Annotated in this window: 16 protein-coding genes; 9 read left to right on the forward strand and 7 right to left on the reverse strand. The window is 70.0% G+C overall.

Annotated features, from left to right (window positions below):
- The first annotated feature begins 75 nt into the window (after positions 1-75).
- Complete coding sequence (locus ACFWV3_RS11735) at positions 76-831, forward strand: DUF4142 domain-containing protein (protein ID WP_382410954.1); 756 nt, start codon at positions 76-78, stop codon at positions 829-831.
- A gap of 18 nt (positions 832-849) precedes the next feature.
- On the opposite strand, the gene ACFWV3_RS11740 is transcribed toward ACFWV3_RS11735, so the two are convergent.
- A complete protein-coding gene (locus tag ACFWV3_RS11740; RefSeq protein ID WP_382410959.1) occupies positions 850-1395 on the reverse strand; it encodes a TetR/AcrR family transcriptional regulator in 546 nt (181 codons plus the stop codon).
- Between the two features lie 61 nt (positions 1396-1456).
- Between ACFWV3_RS11740 and ACFWV3_RS11745 the strand changes: the two genes are divergently transcribed.
- Genes ACFWV3_RS11745 through ACFWV3_RS11765 form a run of 5 tightly spaced genes read left to right on the forward strand, consistent with a single transcriptional unit; the run spans position 1457 to position 7418 of the window.
- Entirely contained in the window at positions 1457-2371 is a 915-nt protein-coding gene (locus tag ACFWV3_RS11745; RefSeq protein WP_382410961.1) for an NAD-dependent epimerase/dehydratase family protein, read from the forward strand.
- 30 nt (positions 2372-2401) lie between these two features.
- Positions 2402-5227 carry a DUF4062 domain-containing protein gene (locus tag ACFWV3_RS11750; RefSeq protein WP_382410963.1) on the forward strand — a complete coding sequence of 942 codons (2826 nt, stop codon included), beginning with the start codon at positions 2402-2404 and terminating at the stop codon, positions 5225-5227.
- 54 nt (positions 5228-5281) lie between these two features.
- On the forward strand, positions 5282-6421 hold the full coding sequence (locus ACFWV3_RS11755) for an AI-2E family transporter (RefSeq protein ID WP_382410965.1): 1140 nt from the start codon (positions 5282-5284) through the stop codon (positions 6419-6421).
- A gap of 23 nt (positions 6422-6444) precedes the next feature.
- Positions 6445-6942 (forward strand): peptide-methionine (S)-S-oxide reductase MsrA, encoded by a 498-nt coding sequence (gene msrA, locus ACFWV3_RS11760; RefSeq protein WP_382410967.1) that lies wholly within the window; start codon positions 6445-6447, stop codon positions 6940-6942.
- Complete coding sequence (locus tag ACFWV3_RS11765; protein ID WP_382410969.1) at positions 6921-7418, forward strand: MOSC domain-containing protein; 498 nt, start codon at positions 6921-6923, stop codon at positions 7416-7418. Before msrA ends, ACFWV3_RS11765 begins: the two co-directional genes overlap by 22 nt.
- Positions 7419-7481: 63 nt before the next feature.
- Here ACFWV3_RS11765 and ACFWV3_RS11770 read toward each other — a convergent pair whose 3' ends face one another.
- Positions 7482-8354 carry an SDR family NAD(P)-dependent oxidoreductase gene (locus tag ACFWV3_RS11770; protein ID WP_382410971.1) on the reverse strand — a complete coding sequence of 291 codons (873 nt, stop codon included), beginning with the start codon at positions 8352-8354 and terminating at the stop codon, positions 7482-7484.
- Positions 8354-9079 carry an SDR family oxidoreductase gene (locus ACFWV3_RS11775; protein WP_382410973.1) on the reverse strand — a complete coding sequence of 242 codons (726 nt, stop codon included), beginning with the start codon at positions 9077-9079 and terminating at the stop codon, positions 8354-8356. The genes ACFWV3_RS11770 and ACFWV3_RS11775 overlap by 1 nt, the downstream gene beginning before the upstream one ends.
- Before the next feature lie 93 nt (positions 9080-9172).
- Between ACFWV3_RS11775 and ACFWV3_RS11780 the strand changes: the two genes are divergently transcribed.
- Entirely contained in the window at positions 9173-9844 is a 672-nt protein-coding gene (locus ACFWV3_RS11780) for a TetR/AcrR family transcriptional regulator (protein WP_382410975.1), read from the forward strand.
- A gap of 18 nt (positions 9845-9862) precedes the next feature.
- Here the strand turns inward: ACFWV3_RS11780 and ACFWV3_RS11785 are convergent, their stop codons facing one another.
- Entirely contained in the window at positions 9863-10612 is a 750-nt protein-coding gene (locus tag ACFWV3_RS11785) for an NPP1 family protein (protein WP_382410977.1), read from the reverse strand.
- A gap of 137 nt (positions 10613-10749) precedes the next feature.
- A complete protein-coding gene (locus ACFWV3_RS11790; RefSeq protein WP_382410979.1) occupies positions 10750-11571 on the reverse strand; it encodes a siderophore-interacting protein in 822 nt (273 codons plus the stop codon).
- A gap of 109 nt (positions 11572-11680) precedes the next feature.
- Between ACFWV3_RS11790 and argG the strand changes: the two genes are divergently transcribed.
- Positions 11681-13126, forward strand: coding sequence for an argininosuccinate synthase (gene argG, locus ACFWV3_RS11795; RefSeq protein WP_382410981.1), 1446 nt, complete (start codon positions 11681-11683; stop codon positions 13124-13126).
- Between the two features lie 26 nt (positions 13127-13152).
- Here the strand turns inward: argG and ACFWV3_RS11800 are convergent, their stop codons facing one another.
- A complete protein-coding gene (locus ACFWV3_RS11800; RefSeq protein WP_382410983.1) occupies positions 13153-13632 on the reverse strand; it encodes a hypothetical protein in 480 nt (159 codons plus the stop codon).
- Between the two features lie 66 nt (positions 13633-13698).
- On the opposite strand from ACFWV3_RS11800, the gene ACFWV3_RS11805 reads away from it, so the two are divergent.
- Positions 13699-14355, forward strand: coding sequence for a hypothetical protein (locus tag ACFWV3_RS11805; protein WP_382410985.1), 657 nt, complete (start codon positions 13699-13701; stop codon positions 14353-14355).
- On the opposite strand, the gene ACFWV3_RS11810 is transcribed toward ACFWV3_RS11805, so the two are convergent.
- Entirely contained in the window at positions 14336-15547 is a 1212-nt protein-coding gene (locus ACFWV3_RS11810) for an MFS transporter (RefSeq protein ID WP_382410987.1), read from the reverse strand. The two genes, ACFWV3_RS11805 and ACFWV3_RS11810, sit on opposite strands and share 20 nt — an antisense overlap.
- Between the last annotated feature and the right edge of the window lie 4 nt (positions 15548-15551).

A 15551-nucleotide genomic window follows, 5' to 3' on the forward strand; every position in this document is an offset into this window, starting at 1 on the left:
TGATCGGGATAACGAAACGGTAACCATTGCACTGTGCAACGGTCGTGGGCCGGGCGTCCGGCCGTACCTCTCGGCATGCGGATACTCGTCGTGGCATTGGTGGCGCTGGTGCTGGGTGCATCGCCAGCACTCGCGCAGCAGGACCTCGGGCCCGACTACGTGCAGACCCGGTTCGGGCCGATGGGCCCGGCGGGCCGGGACCTGCTGCAGAAGGTGGCGCTCGCCGGGCTGTGGGAGGGGCCCGCCGGGCGGATGGGCCTGGAGAAGTCGGCCAACCCGCTCGTGCGGGAGGCCGGTCGGCACCTGGTCGAGGGGCACGCCGACCTCGACCGGCGAACCGTCGAGCTCGCCAGGACGCTGGACGTGCCGCTGCCCACGCGGCCCAACGAGGCGCAGCAGGGCTGGCTCGACGAGATGGAGGCGGCGCCCGCGCGCAGCCAGGCGTTCGACCGCGTGTTCGCGAACCGCCTCCGCGCCGCGCACGGCGTCGTCTACAAGTTCCTCGCCACCGTGCGCACCGGCACGCGCAACACGGCGATCCGTGACTACACCAAGGTGTGCATGGACACCGTGCTCGACCACATGACGGTGCTCGAGGCCACCGGGATGGTCGACTTCGCCGACACCGAGGCGATCCCGCTGGCGTTGGTCGCGCAGCCGTCCTCCGTCGCCCCCACGCCGTCGCTCGCCCCGCGGACCGTCATCTCGACGCAGCGGCGGGAGCAGGACGGCCTCCCCGACGGTCTGCTCGGACTCGGCGTGGTCGTGGCCGCCGTCGCGGGCATCTGGTGGTGGAGCCGCGGGCGCAGCAGCCGCCGGATGCACCCGTAGTGTCCGAAGTGGACTTGCTCAGACCTTCAGCACCCGCAGGCACAACCGCCTGAGCACCTCGCGCAGCTCGTCGTCGGTCAGGTGGGGCAGGCCGGCGATCACCGGGCCGACGTCGCTCGCGAGGAACCACGCGGCCCGCTGGTCGTCGGTCGGCTCGTCGCCGTAGAGCAAGCCCATCGCGGTCGTCGCCAGCCGTGCGAGCTCGGCGTTGATCCGCTCGTTGCGCCGCACGCTCGGATCGGTCTGCCCGAGCGGCGACAGCGCCCTGTTCGCCACGACCTGGTCGACGAACCCCGCGACCAGGTGCTCGGCGCGGGCCCGCCTTCCGCGGATCTTCGCGGTCTCCTCCATGAGCGTGCCGAAGAACGCGATCGTGTTGTCCAGCAACGCTTCCAGGATCGCCGACTTGGTGCGGAAGTAGTAGTAGACGTTCGCCTTGGTCACGTCCATCTCGTCCGCGATCGTCTGCAACGACGTCGCGTCGTACCCGCGTGTGGCGAACAGCCCGCGAGCGGTGGTGAGGATCTGCGCGCGGGTGCGTTCGGCTTGGGCGGCACGGGTCACGGTGGTGATGCTACAGTCGATTTCATTAGCCGATCGGCTAATGAAACAGGAGGACTGAGTCATGACCGTGCTGGTGACCGGCGGAACGGGTTTCGTCGCCGGCTGGACCATCGCCGCGCTGCTGGAGCAAGGCCACGAGGTGCGCACGACCACGCGCGGCCGCCGTCCCGCCGTGGAGGGTGACTACGAGGTGGTGCGCGCCGACCTGCTGTCCGACGAGGGCTGGGCCGAGGCGATGTCCGGCGTCACGCACGTGCTGCACGTCGCCTCGCCGATGGTCGGCGGGGGCGACGACCTGGTCACGCCCGCGCGGGACGGCACGCTGCGAGTGCTGCGCTTCGCCGTGGAGGCCGGTGTCCAGCGCGTCGTGATGACGTCGTCGTGCGCCGCCGCCACCCCGCCGCCGGGATCGGTCGGGGAGTTCGACGAGACGCTGTGGACGGACGACCGCCAGAAGCTCGACGAGTATCGCCGCTCCAAGCTCCTCGCCGAACGAGCGGCGTGGGACTTCATGCGCGACAAGGAAACCTCGTTGGTGACCATCCTGCCCGGCGCGGTGTTCGGCCCGGTCCAGTCCCACGACAACCTCGGCTCGGTCCAGGTGATCGGGCGCATGCTCGACGGCATGCCGGGCGTGCCGCGGGTGGGCCTCAACATCGTGGACGTGCGCGACGTGGCCGACCTGCACGTGCGGGCCATGACCTCTCCAGAGGCGGCGGGGGAGAGGTTCATCGCCGTCAACGAGCACATGTGGATGCACGAGGTGGCCCGTGAAATCGGTGCTTCGGACCGGGTCCTGCCGGACCTGCTGCTGCGCGTCTCGTCGGTGTTCAACAAGGAGCTCCGCTCGCTCGTGCCGATGCTCGGCCGCCGCTTCACCTACTCGCACGACAAGGCGTCGCGCGTGCTCGGCTGGGACCCGCGCCCCGCCGCCGTCACCGTGAAGGAGTGCGCCGAGAGCCTGCGCGCCGGGTAACGGTTCCGTGCCGTGGTGCGAGAACCCGGCATGCCCGCGCCACGGCAGTACCCCGGTGTGATGGTCTCCTCGACCTTCGCGGACCTGCGCGACCACCGCTCCGCCCTGATGAGCGCGTTGCAGGGCCAGCAGCTGTTCCCCGTGGCGATGGAGTCCGACTCGGCCCTGCCCGCCGGCACCGTGCTGGACTCGTCGCTGCGCAAGGTGCGCGAGGCCGCCGCCTACGTGGGCATCGTCAGCCACCGCTACGGCGCCGTGCCGGTGTGCGAGGCCAACCCGGACGGCCTTTCCCTGACCCACCTGGAATACCGCGAGGCCGTGCGCCTGGGCCGCCCGATCCTGATCTTCATCATGGGCCCCGACCACCCGATCACTGTGGCCGACGTCGAGGACGACCCGGCGAAGAAGCTCAAGCTGGACGCGTTCCGCGAGGAGGTGAAGCTGGCGAACGGCGAACTGCAGCGCGTCTACCGCCAGTTCACGAGCCTCGCCGATTTCACCGCGGGCGCCATCCAGTCCGTCGCCTCGTTGCGTCAGCTGCTGGAACCGGGTGCTTCGACCCCGGAGCAGTCGTTGTACGCCCGCCCGCGCTACCTCGGCTCGCACCCGTTCGTGGGCCGCCAGGAGCAGCTCACGACGTTGAGCGACTGGGCGAGCGAGGCGGAGTCGCGGACCGTGCTGCTGTTCGAGGCGATCGGCGGCACCGGCAAGAGCATCCTGACCTGGGAGTGGATCAACCACTACGCCCCCGGCGTCCGCGAGTGGGCAGGCCGGTTCTGGTACTCGTTCTACGAGGCCGGTGCCGTGATGTCCGACTTCTGCCACCACGCGCTGGCGTACATGACCGGCCGGCCGCTCTCCGACTTCGTGGGACGCGGCCAGGCCGAGCTGGGCGACTTGTTGTTGCAGCAGCTGGAGTCCCGCCCGTGGCTGCTGGTGCTGGACGGCCTCGAACGCGTCCTGGTCGCCTACCACCGCTTCGACGCCGCCCAGGTGATGGACGAGGACGCCGGCTCGTCCGACGAGATCGGCGATCGCCACCCGTGCGCGACGATCCGGCCGGAGGACGAGGACCTGTTGCGCCGCCTCGCCGCCGCGTCCCCGTCGAAGATCCTGATCAGCTCGCGCCTGGTGCCGCGCGTGCTGCTGAACCAGGCGTCGCAAGCGATCCCGGGTGTCTTGCACCAACGACTTCCCGGCCTGCGCCCGGCCGACGCCGAAGCGTTGATGCGGGGTTGTGGTGTCACGGGGGACGGGCCGAGGATGCGGGCCTACCTCCAGCGCCACTGCGACTGCCACCCGTTGCTCACCGGCATCGTCGCCGGCTTGGTGAACGACTACCTCCCGGCGCGCGGCGACTTCGACACCTGGTCGGAGGACGCCGGTGCCGGCGGATCTCTCGACATCGGCGAGCTGAACCTGGTGCAGAAGCGCAACCACATCCTGCGCGAGGCCCTGGCCGCGTTGCCGGACACGAGCCGTCAGCTGCTGTCGACGTTGGCGATGCTCTCCGAGTCGGTGCAGTACGACACGTTGAGCGCGATCTGTCCGCAGCTGCCGGATCTCGGGCAGGCGGTGTCGGACCTCGAACGGCGTGGGCTGCTGCAGTACGACTGGCAGTCCAAGGACTACGACCTGCACCCGGTCGTGCGCGGCGTCGCGGCCTGCGACCTGCCCCCGGAAGACCGGCAGATCCTCGGCCAGCACGTGGTCGACCACTTCTCGGCGGACGCGCACGGGCATTACGGCAGCATCAGCGGTCTCGACGAGCTGCGTGGTCACATGACCGTGGTTCGCACGCTGCTGCAGATGGGAAGGGACTCCGCGGCGTTCAGGTCGTACCGCCGAGGATTGGACGTTGCACTCCGCGACCTCGAAGCGGCTCCGGAAGTGCTGTCGTTGCTCCGCCCGTTCTTCGGGGGCGACTGGACCAGCAGTCTGCTTCCCCCGCAGGAACTGGCTTACCTGTGGAGCGATCTGGGCAACGCGTTCAACATCCTCAGAGATGACGGCAAGGCGCTGGAGCTGGCGACGGCCGCGGTGAGCGCGTACCTGGAGACGGACGACATCCTGCAAGTCGTCGGCAGGCTGGCGGATGCTTCCGTTTCCCTGTGGAGCCAGAACCGCTCGGCCCGAGGCCACCTCGTGGCAGAACTCGGCTGGCGGCTCGCGGCACACGTCAGGCCGGCGTCGCGGTTCACGAGCGGTCTGCAGCTCTACCGGTCGTTCGCCTGGCTGGGAAAGACCGACGAGGCCGAGGCCGTCTGGTCGCGTCTGGACCGGCAGGACGTCAGAGCGGGGAAGGCCGATCTCGCCAGAGCGGAACACCGGTTCGACCTGGGCCTGCTCGACGACCGGGAACTGGACGAGATCGACGCGGAGGGGCGGCGGTTCGTCATCAGGGGCGTGCACCGGCTGCGAGGACGCCTGCACCTCGAACGCGGCGAGTGGTCAGCCGCTGCCGGTGAGTTCCAGACGATCATCAGCATGGCTCGCCAGGCCGGGGTTCCGAGCCTCTGGGAGGAGGGAGCGCTGCTGCTGGCACGTGTGCGGCAGGGACTTGTCGAGCATCCGGGAGCCGAGATCGAGCGCTTCCCCCGCGGCCACGCACTGCTGCCCGACCTGTGGATCGCGGCCGGCGAACCGGAGCGAGCCGTGCGACCCGCGATCAGGGCTCACCGGTTCGCGTGGGCTGATGGTGAGCCGTACGTTCGCCGGTACTCGCTGAACCACGCCTCCCGCATCCTCGAAGAACTCGGCGTTCCCGTCCCCACCCTCCCGCCCTACGACCCGGCCAAAGACCCCGAACTGCCCTGCGAGGCCGCGGTGAGGGCATACCTGGACAAGGTGCGCTAACGAAACGGCATGTCCTGCCACCCGTTCGGGCTAGATCACGACAGACTGGCGGGCGTGGATGGGGAACGCCGGTGGGCGGACAAGGGTGAGGCCATCGGGCACGGCGTGAGCTGGCTGTCGCGGTGGAGTCTGCGGACGGCGCTGGCGGCGCTCGGGTTCTGGATGGTGTTCTGGCTGGTCGGGACGCTCTGGGTGGTCGTGCTGCCCGTGCTGCTCGGCCTGCTGATCACGACCGTGCTGTGGCCGCCTGCTCGCTGGATGATGTCGAAGGGCATGAACTCGGCGCTGGCGGCGACGATCGTGCTGCTCGTCGGGCTGGGTGTGCTGGGCGGGGTGATCGCGGCCATCTCCAGCTCGATCGCGTCGGGTGTGCCGGAGATCGCCCAGAGCGCGCAGAAGGCCGTCACGCAGCTGCAGGACTGGGCGAGCGGGCCGCCGTTCAACCTCGAGGGCAGCGACCTCGACCGGTTGATCGCGCAGGGCGTCGACCAGCTCAAGGCGAGCATCGGGTCGATCGCGAACGGGTTGCTCACGGGTGCGGGCGCGGTGACGTCCGGGCTGGTGACGGGGCTGGTGGCGTTGCTGCTCGCGTTCTTCTTCGTCAAGGACGGCACGCGGTTCACGCCGTGGCTGCGCGGGGTCGTCGGTGAACGCGCCGGCGGGCACATCACCGTCGTGCTGGAGCGGATCTGGGCCACGCTCGGCAGCTTCATCCGCAGCCAGGCGGCCGTGTCGCTGATCGACGCGGTGTTCATCGGCCTGGGGCTGCTGATCCTCGGGGTGCCGCTCGCGATCCCGCTGGCCGCGCTGACGTTCCTCGGCGGGTTCATCCCGATCATCGGCGCGTTCATCGCCGGAGCGCTGGCGGTGCTGGTCGCGCTGGTCAGCAACGGGCTGACCACGGCGATCATCATGCTGGTCATCGTCGTGGTGGTGCAGCAGGTCGAGGGCAACGTGCTGCAGCCCATCCTGCAGTCGCGCGGCCTGCGCCTGCACGCGGCGGTCGTCCTGCTGGTCGTGACGGCGGGCACTACGCTTTACGGCATCGCGGGCGCGTTCTTCTCCGTGCCGGTCGCCGCCGCCGTGGCCGTCGTCGTGCGCTACCTGGGCGAGGTCATCGAGGCGAGGTCCGTAAGCACCACGTCACATCTCGACGGGGATGATCCGGTGGAGACCGAACGTTCTCCTGAGTGAGGACCTAGCAGAGGAGAACCACTGTGACGGAGAAGGCTGTTCTCGCGGGCGGCTGTTTCTGGGGCATGCAGGACCTGTTCCGCCGCCACCCCGGCGTCGTCTCCACGCGCGTCGGCTACACCGGCGACCCGAGCACGCCCAACGCGACCTACCGCCGCCACGGCAACCACGCCGAGGCCATCGAGATCGTGTTCGACCCGGAGAAGCTGAGCTACCGGCAGATCCTGGGCTTCTTCTTCCAGATCCACGATCCGTCGACCCGCAACCGCCAGGGCAACGACATCGGCGCGAGCTACCGGTCGGCGATCTTCTACACCGACGACGCGCAGAAGAAGGTCGCGGAGGAGACGATCGCGGACGTCGACGCGTCCGGCAAGTGGCCGGGCAAGGTCGTCACCGAGGTCACGCAGGAGTCGGACTTCTGGGAGGCCGAGCCGGAGCACCAGGACTACCTGGAGCGCTACCCGAACGGCTACACGTGCCACTACGTGAGGCCCGAGTGGCAGCTCGGCGAGAGGTAGAGATCGCCGGGTTGCACGTCTCACCCGTGCACGCGTTCGAGGGCCGTCCGTCGGACGGCCCTCGTCCCGATCCGGAGCCCGTCGCGTGCTCGCGGGTGGACGTGCGCGCCGGGCTCGGCATCGTCGGCGACCGCTACTTCAACCACCCCGCCCACCGCAACGCGGCCGTCACGGTCATCGCGGCCGAGTCGCTCGCCCCGTGGCCGGTGGACCCGCTGGTGGCACGGCGCAACGTCGTCGTGCGCGGGTTCGACGTGGACGCGTTGGCCCGCGGCACGGTGTTCAGCCTCGATAGCGGTGACGGGCCCGTGCGGTTCGAGGTGCACCGGCCCGCCCACCCGTGCGCGTGGATGGACTCCGTGATCGCCCCTGGTGCCTTCAAGGCGTTGCGGGGCAAGGGAGGCGTGCGGTGCGTGCCGCTGGACGACGGAGTGCTGCGCACCGGCAAGGCGGAACTGGCCCTCGTGGGCACGTGAAAGAGCGCGGTCCACGGTTCGTCACCGTGTCCGCGCTCCTCCAGGGCCATTGGATCAGGGCAGTCAGATCAGGTCGGCCAGCTCGGTCCTGCGCAGGAACTCGGCGCGCACCCGGTCCGCCACCGCGTTCACGACCTCGGCGCCGTCGGACGACGGGTCGACGTGCACGCGGAACGGCGGCTTCTCGGCGTCCACCACCGACACGATCGCGTCCGCCACCGCGCCGACGTCCGCCCACGACGGTTCCAGCTCGGCCAGCTTCGCGCCCACCTGGTCCATCAGGCCGGGGTAGAGCTCCTCGTACGCGCCGGCCCGGTCGGTGTCCTCGGGCGTGCCGCTGTGCGCGAAGTGGTTGGTGCCACTGGTGAACGCGCCCGGCACGACGATCGTGGTGTCGATGCCGAACCGCAGCAGCTCCGCGCGGTAGGAGACCGCGACCGCGTCCATCGCCGCCTTCGCCGCGAAGTACGGGGCCAGGTACGGGGGAGTGCCGCCACGGGTCGAGCTCGACCCCACCCACACGACGTGTCCCGAGCGCCGGCCGCGCAGGTGCGGCAGGGCGGCGCGGTTGACGCGTTGCGTGCCCAGGACGTTGACGTCGTAGAGCGACGCGTACTGCTCCGGCGTGAACGCCTCGGCGGGACCGGTGACCATGCGGCCGGCGTTGTGCACCACCACGTCCAGGTGGCCCTGCTCCGCGACGATCGTGGCGATCGCCGCGTCGGCCGACTCCTGCGACTGCACGTCCAGCTCGACGGCGTGGACGTCGACTCCTTCCTCGGCACCGAAAGCGGACAGCTCGGCGACGGCGGCCGCGTTGCGATCGGCGGTCGCTCGCATGCCTGCGTAGACGGTGTGGCCCGCGATGGCCAGCTGCCTCACTGCCAGGGCGCCGAACCCGCTGGACGCGCCCGTGACGACGATGACCTTGCCCATCAGATGATGCCTCCGTTCGCACGAATGGTCTGGCCGTTGATCCAGCGGGCGGGACCCGCGAGGAACGAGACGATCTCCGCGATGTCGCCGGGCTCGCCGATGCGCTCCAGCGGGGCCTGCTTGGCGAGGTTCGCGACGGTGGCCTCGTCCTTGCCGTCGAGGAACAGCTCGGTGGCCGTGGGGCCGGGCGCGACGGTGTTCACCGTGATGTCGCGGCCGCGCAGCTCGCGGGCCAGGATCAGGGTCAGCGCCTCGACGCCGCCCTTCGACATCGCGTAGGCGCCGTACTGCGGGAAGCGCAGGCCGACGACCGACGACGAGACGTTGATGATCGCGCCGCCGTCCCGCACACGACGTGCGGCCTGCTGCGAGACCACGAACGTGCCCCGCGCGTTGGTGCGCATGATGCGGTCGAAGTCGGCGAGGTCCATGTCCGCGACCGTGGCGAGCGGCATGATGCCCGCCGAGCTCACGACGACGTCGACGCCGCCGAAGGTCTCCTCGGCCAGGTCGAACGCGGCGGCCACGGCCGTCTCGTCGCCCACGTCGGCCTGGGCGGCGACGGCCTGGCCACCGGCCGACGTGATCTTCTCGACGGCCTCGTCGGCCGCGGTCTTGTTGCCGGCGTACACGATGACGACGGCGGTTCCGTCGGCGGCGAGGCGTTCGGCGGCTGCCCGCCCGATGCCCCTCGATCCGCCGGTGACGATCGCTACGCGAGTCATGTCGAAGCTCCTAGCTGGTGTTTCCGTTGTTAACATCTTCAACGTATCACCGATATCGAATCAGCGCTACCGGTGATGTGTTATCGTCGTTACATGGACACGAGGGAGCGGCTGGTGAAGGCTGCGGCCGACCTGCTGGTCGAGGGCGGCAAGGAGGCGGTCTCGACGCGCGCGGTCGCCACGGCGGCGGGCGTGCAGGCGCCGACGCTCTACCGGCTGTTCGGCGACAAGGACGGGCTGCTCGACGCCGTCGCGGCGCACGGGTTCGCCGGCTACCTCTCCTCGAAGCACGCGCTGGGCGCCACCGACGACCCGGTGGACGACCTGCGCCGGGGCTGGGACCTGCACATCGGCTTCGGCCTGGAGCGGCCGGCGTTCTACCTGCTGATGTACGGCGAGCCGCGCAAGCGGGAGGCGCGGCTGGAGGCGGACGCGATGCTCCGCGAGATCATCAGCCGCATCGCGTCGGCCGGCCGGCTGGCGGTCCCGGTCGAGCAGGCGGCGCAGTTCGTGCACGCGACGGGTCTGGGCGTGGTGCTGGCCCTGATCGCGACGCCCGAGGACGAACGCGACCTCGGCCTGATCGCGTTCACGCGCGAGAACGTGCTCAGGGCGATCACGGTGGACGTCGCGCCGGACGAGCCGACGGACATCCCGAGCCGCGCCATCGCGTTGCGGACGGCCCTGGAGGAGGACCCGCCCCGGATGATGTCTCCGGCGGAACGGGCCCTCCTGGCCGAGTGGCTCGACCGCGTGGCGAAGTAGCCACGCCCCGGCCGGGCGTCAGGCGTTGGGGTCGAACGCGATCCCCGCGGGCTTGGCGCTGCTCAGGTTGGAGTTGAACGCGCCGTCCTTGATCGCGAGCGACGCGCTGCCGAAGTTCGCGTTGACCAGGATGTCGCGCACCCCGGCCGGGAACCGGTCCCAGCTCACGAGGTCCGGGTACTGGTAGACGCCGTAGTGGTTCTCGGCCAGCTCACCGTTGCCGGCGAGGCGGAAGCAGTGCGTGCTGGCCCCGTCCTTGTGGTAGATGATCTTCGGGTGGGTGCCTTCCCACTGCACGTTGGCGCGCGGGTGGGTCTTGTACTTGCCGTGCTCGGACGTCGAGACGTACTGGGCCACGTCGTTCTGCACCCAGACGACCACGTGCTCGATGTCGTGCCGGTGACCGCAGCAGTCCCACAACGGCACGGCCTGGTCCTTCTCGAAGTACAGGTCGTACAGGTAGGCGCACCAGCCGTTGTTGCACTTGGAGCGGCTGTAGGAGTTGGTGTTGTCCAGGTCGGACTTGTCGTGGCAGTTGCCGTTCAACGCGCCGGAGTTGTTCAGGCCGGGCGCGACCTGACCGGTCGGCGAGATCGCCGGGGTCGGGTAGCAGCCGTCACCGTCGTAGTCGAAGGCCGGCTGCCACTTGCCGTCGGCCTCCTCGTAGTTGGCGGGGATGGCCGCCGGTGGGTCGGCGAGCGCGATGCCGGGGAACAGCGCGGTGATCAGCAGGGCGCCGGCGAGTGCGGACAGGAGCTTCTTCCTCAACAGTGGCCTCCGTGAGCAGCAGGGGAGAGGCTTGCGAGGCTGAAGGTGGTACATGAACAGCGTTCACGTCTAGGTGGTTCACTGAATCTTTGCCATCTGGTCGTACCGGGATTTTGACAACTCCGGGACGGAATCGATCACGTCCGGGCCGCGCCGACCTTCCAGTACCCGCTGAACAGGATCGCCTTCCGGTCCACCCCGCGGTCCTTCACCAGGTGCCGCCGCACCCCGGTCGCGAGCGCCGACTCGCCACACGCCCATGCGTAGTCCACAGTGGACAGCGCACGGCCCTGGACCGCCCGCAGCACGGCGGTTCCCGGCTCGGCGTCACCCCGGAACACCCACTCCGCCTCCAGGTCGAGCCGGAACGACTCGTCCGGCACCTCGACGAACACGTGCAACGGCCGCGTCTCCACCTCGAGGATCGCCGCGAGCGCCGGCAACGCCGTCTCGTCGGCCACCAGCAGCACCGAGCCCTCGGCGGGCGGCCGGTAGGCCGAGCCGCCAGCGCGGAAACCCGCCCGCGAACCCGAGGTGGCGCGACGGGCCCAGCGCGTGCCGGGGCCCGCGTCGCCGTGGACCACGAAGTCGACGTCGATCTCGGCCCGCTCGGGGCGGTGCGCGCGGACCGTGTACCAGCGCAGGTCCGGGCGGAGGTCCTCGGGCATCGCCTGCAGGGCCGCGCGGACGTTGATGCGGTCGTCGGCGGGCATGACCAGGTCGTCGCCCTGCGCCATGATCAGGCCGAAGTACTCGTCGGGGCCCGTCACCGCGTACTCGGCGAACTCCGGCGCGTGGAAGGTGATCCGGCGCATGTGCTCGCCCAGGTCGGTCACGGCGGTGACCGTCATGACGAACTGCTCGAAGACCTCGCGGCGGTTCGCCGGGGCCATCACCAGCTCGGCCGCCTTGGTGGCGGCCTTGATCGTGAACCGTTCGAAGGCGGAGTAGCGCGACATGCCGAGGACCCTACAGCTTTGGTAAGGCTTGCCTAAGTAACGATCCTGAGTCGTACCTAACAGGCACCCCGATGTGCATGCTCATACATTCTCGTGCATAATTCTCACCGTGTCCAAGGTGCTCACTTCACTTCCCGCCGGCGAACGCGTCGGCATCGCCTTCTCCGGTGGTCTCGACACCTCCGTCGCCGTCGCGTGGATGCGTGAGAAGGGCGCTGTGCCCTGCACGTACACCGCGGACATCGGTCAGTACGACGAGCCCGAGATCGAGACCGTCCCCGGCCGCGCCGGCACGTACGGCGCCGAGATCGCCCGCCTGGTGGACTGCCGGGCCGCGCTCGTCGAGGAGGGGCTCGCCGCGCTCGCGTGCGGGGCGTTCCACATCCGGTCCGGTGGCCGCGCCTACTTCAACACGACCCCGCTCGGGCGGGCCGTCACGGGCACCATGCTCGTGCGCGCCATGCTCGACGACGACGTGCAGATCTGGGGCGACGGTTCCACCTACAAGGGCAACGACATCGAGCGGTTCTACCGCTACGGCCTGCTCGCGAACCCGTCGCTGCGGATCTACAAGCCGTGGCTCGACGCGGACTTCGTGACCGAGCTCGGTGGCCGCAAGGAGATGTCCGAGTGGCTGCTCGAGCGTGACCTGCCCTACCGGTCGAGCGTCGAGAAGGCGTACTCGACGGACGCCAACATCTGGGGCGCGACGCACGAGGCCAAGTCGCTCGAGCTGCTCAACGAGGGCATCGAGATCGTCGAGCCGATCATGGGCGTCAAGTTCTGGGACCTGTCGGTCGAGATCGCGGCCGAGGACGTCACCATCGGCTTCGACCAGGGCCGGCCGGTCACCATCAACGGCAAGGAGTTCGGCAACGCCGTCGACCTCGTGCTGGAGGCCAACGCCATCGGTGGTCGCCACGGTCTCGGCATGTCCGACCAGATCGAGAACCGCATCATCGAGGCCAAGAGCCGCGGCATCTACGAGGCGCCCGGCATGGCGCTGCTCCACATCGCCTACGACCGCCTCGTGAACGCGATCCACAACGAGGACACCGTCGCCTCGTACCACACCGAGGGCCGCAAGCTGGGCCGGCTGCTGTACGAGGGCCGCTGGCTCGACCCGCAGTCCCTGATGATCCGCGAGGCGCTGCAGCGCTGGGTCGGCTCCGCGGTCACCGGCGAGGTCACGCTGCGGCTGCGCCGGGGCGACGACTACTCGATCCTCGACACGTCCGGCCCCGCGTTCAGCTACCACCCGGACAAGCTGTCGATGGAGCGCACCGAGGACTCGGCGTTCGGCCCGGTCGACCGCATCGGCCAGCTGACCATGCGCAACCTCGACATCGCCGACTCGCGCGCCAAGCTGGAGCTCTTCGCGGGCCTCGGCATGGTCGGCACCCGGCAGTCGGCGCTCATCTCCGCCCAGGTCGAGCCGACGAAGCTGATCGGCGACGTGCCGGACGGCGGCGCCGAGGTCATCGCCTCCCGCGGTGAGGTCTCCGAGGCCGACGCGCTGCTCGACGCCGCGGCGATCGAGTCCGGCACCGACTGACGGCACTCACGACGTGGCCGCGGACCTCAGGTCTGCGGCCACATCGAGTAGATGACGTTCTCCGCGTCGGCGCACACGACCTGGGGCATGATCCCCTCGGCGACCTGGTTGCACGACAGCGTCCCGATCTCGATCGGCGGCAGGCCGGTCTTCGGCTCGGAGCGTTCGGCGTAGTAGTCGAACAGCACCGCGCCGGCCTGGTCGCAGTTCAGCCGTCCCTGCGGGGTCTCGACCACGACGGCGAGCATCGGCTTGCCGAGCGCACCGGTGAAGGGCTTGTCGCAGAACTGCGAGGGCAGGCCGTCGTACTCCTCGGGTGACACCCCGTTCAGAGCCGTGGCCCTGCTCGTGGTGGTCGGCGGACGCGTCGTGGTCTCGCTTCCGGTCGTCGTCTCGCTCCCGGTCGTGGACGTGGTGGCCTCCGAGCCGGAACCGGAGCCGGTGACCTGCGAGGTGCAGCCGGCGGCGAGGACGGCGACGAGCACGGGTGCGATCAAGAACCTCATGCCTGCGGGTTCGGCGCGGACCTCGGCATCGTTACTCCGATCCGGTATTCGCTAGCCTCTCCGCTCGTGTCGACGAAGGCTGAGCAGGCGCGCCCTGCGGTGCTGCTGAACCCGTTGGAAGGCGACCCGACGGACGCCGACAGCCACATCGGGGGCCCGATGCTGTGGCCGATCGACGAGCCGTGGCCGTGGTGCGACGGGACGGCCCACGACCCGAAAAGCGGCCGTGAGCCGTTCGTCGGCGCCGTGCAGCTCTATCGGCGTGACTTCCCGGAGCTGCCGTTCCCCGACGGCACCGATCTCCTCCAGGTCTTCCTGTGCACGCTGCACCACGACGTCCCGCACGCGTACGGGCCGGACGTGCGGCTGGTGTGGCGCGACTCCGCGGAGGTGGTCGAGCTGATCGAGGAGGAACCGCAGCCCTCGGTCCAGGAGGAGCTCTACGTCCCCACGGTCAACGTGCTCGAGCCCGTCCGGTTCAGCGAACGCGCCACGAAGGTCTCCGGCGGCACGAAGATCGGCGGCTGGACCGCGTGGTGGGGGTCGGAGCCGGTCGAGTTCGCCTGCCCCGAGTGCGGTGCGGCGCAACGGCAGACGCTGTCGCTCGCGACGCACGAACCGTCCGGGGACGACGTCGAGTGGGAGTTCGGCGACGAGGGCAACCTGAACGTCCTCACCTGCCCCGAGGACGTCCGGCACCCCGTCAGCGTGCACGTCGGCTGAGCGCCGCCACCCCGGCCAGCAGCACCAGCAGCAGCCCGGCGAACCACGCCATCACGGTCGTCGGCGCCAGGTAGCGCGTCGCCAGCCCGATCGAGACGGCAGGCACGCTCAGGCCGGCGTAGGCGATGAAGAACAGGCCCGCCAACGCCTCGCCGCGCTTCTCCGGTGCCGCCATCGCCGCGACCGCCCCGATCGACGCCTTGAACTGCACACCGGCGCCGACGCCCGCGATCGCGCCGCCGACCAGGAACACCGGGAAGCTCGTCGCGTACATCCCGGCCACCACGAGCAGCACGCCGGCCGCCTGCCCGCCCAGCCCCAGCGCGCGCCGGACCGGCAGAGGCAGCGAGCCCGTCACGGTCTGCGCGAACGCCGCGCCGCCGAACACGATGAACACCACGAGCCCGGCGAGCGTGCGCGACGGGTGGTGCAGCTCGCCCGCCACGAAACCGGGGGAGACGGACGTGAACACCCCGAACACCGAGAACGAGGACACCGCACCGGCCGCTGCGGCGAAGTAGGCCCTGCGGTCGCCGTGGTCGGCGCTGATCCGCTGCGGCCGGTACCGGACACGGTGCCGCACCACGGTTTCCGGCGTCAGCGCGACGGCGGCGATGGCGACGACGAGCAGCACGGCGAGCACGACGTACGGCGTGCTCAACGGCGTCGACACGTACTGCGCGAGCACACCGGCCACCAACGCGCCGACGCCCAGGCCGCCGATGTTCGCGGCGGTCGAGACGACCTCGAACCGCCTGGTCGACGCACCGGGGCGATGCCGCGTGTGCAGGTCGTGGAGGAACGCGGTGGCGGTCGCGGCGATCATGCCGACGCCCAGGCCGTTGACCACGCGGGCCACGATGAGCACGGGCAGCGCGGTGCTGGTGAGGAAGAGCAGCGCCGACACGAGCTCCAGGCCCAGTGCCGGGATGAGGACCGCCTTGCGGCCGACCCAGTCGGAGACGTGGCCGGCGAGGACGAGGCTGATCACGACGCCGACCGCGAACGCCCCGAACACGATGGTGACGTCGAGCGTCGAGAGGCCCTCGCGGGCCACGTAGAGCGGGAACAGGGGAGCGGGGACGGTCGAGTAGGCCATCGCGACCAGGAACGTGGCGGCCACGGCCCAGAAGCCGCGACCGTGGTGCCTGCTGACGGACGGGGTGACCTGGGGTTCGACGAGCACGGACATGCCA

Origin of the sequence: Lentzea sp. NPDC059081 (genome assembly GCF_042738015.1) — a bacterium.
In the GTDB taxonomy this organism is placed as follows: Bacteria; Actinomycetota; Actinomycetes; order Mycobacteriales; family Pseudonocardiaceae; genus Lentzea.

Bases quoted from the DNA above. Each gene is read 5' to 3' on its own strand.
- ACFWV3_RS11780 (WP_382410975.1), top strand. From the start codon at position 9,173: ATGGACACGAGGGAGCGGCTGGTGAAGGCTGCGGCCGACCTGCTGGTC.
- ACFWV3_RS11770 (WP_382410971.1), bottom strand. From the start codon at position 8,354: ATGGGCAAGGTCATCGTCGTCACGGGCGCGTCCAGCGGGTTCGGCGCC.
- ACFWV3_RS11790 (WP_382410979.1), bottom strand. From the start codon at position 11,571: ATGTCGCGCTACTCCGCCTTCGAACGGTTCACGATCAAGGCCGCCACC.
- ACFWV3_RS11810 (WP_382410987.1), bottom strand. From the start codon at position 15,547: ATGTCCGTGCTCGTCGAACCCCAGGTCACCCCGTCCGTCAGCAGGCAC.
- ACFWV3_RS11735 (WP_382410954.1), top strand. From the start codon at position 76: ATGCGGATACTCGTCGTGGCATTGGTGGCGCTGGTGCTGGGTGCATCG.
- ACFWV3_RS11750 (WP_382410963.1), top strand. From the start codon at position 2,402: ATGCCCGCGCCACGGCAGTACCCCGGTGTGATGGTCTCCTCGACCTTC.
- ACFWV3_RS11745 (WP_382410961.1), top strand. From the start codon at position 1,457: ATGACCGTGCTGGTGACCGGCGGAACGGGTTTCGTCGCCGGCTGGACC.
- ACFWV3_RS11775 (WP_382410973.1), bottom strand. From the start codon at position 9,079: ATGACTCGCGTAGCGATCGTCACCGGCGGATCGAGGGGCATCGGGCGG.
- ACFWV3_RS11800 (WP_382410983.1), bottom strand. From the start codon at position 13,632: ATGAGGTTCTTGATCGCACCCGTGCTCGTCGCCGTCCTCGCCGCCGGC.